The 460-nt window shown below is 49.8% G+C and carries 1 protein-coding gene; it reads left to right on the top strand.

All coding sequences use genetic code 11. The annotated features are described in order from the left end of the window. A partial coding sequence (locus A9180_RS22175) for an IS3 family transposase (RefSeq protein ID WP_149025993.1) occupies nt 1-460 on the top strand: 460 nt, incomplete at both ends.

Genomic DNA, 460 nt, shown 5'->3' with positions numbered 1-460 from the left:
CAGACTCCCTGAACAATTCTCATTAGTTGAGAAACTCAGGGCGCGGTTTCCTGTTGCCGTTGTGTGCAACGTGTTTGGGGTTCATCGCAGCAGTTATAAATACTGGCGGCAGCCCAGGAAGCCTGACGCCACGAAAGTGGCATTACTGAGCCTTGTGCGTAAAGTTTATCACGAAAGTAACGGTTCAGCAGGAGCGCGAAGCATTGCCGCAATGGTCACCACCAAAGGTATAAAACTGAGCCGCTGGCGGGCAACAAAGCTGATGAAAGCGCTCAATATTATCAGCTGTCAGCAACCTGGCCATCGTTATAAGAAGGCGTCTAAGGAACACATCGAGATCCCTAATTATCTGGATCGCCAGTTTGCTGTTACCGAGCCTAATCAGGCCTGGTGCGGTGATGTGACTTATATCTGGACGGGAAAACGCTGGGCTTATCTGGCTGTTGTACTCGATTTGTTT

Source organism: Escherichia sp. B1147, from assembly GCF_001660175.1.
GTDB lineage: Bacteria > Pseudomonadota > Gammaproteobacteria > Enterobacterales > Enterobacteriaceae > Escherichia > Escherichia whittamii.
Note: the sequence above shows the minus strand (reverse complement) of the source record. Positions and strands in the feature narration are given on the sequence as shown.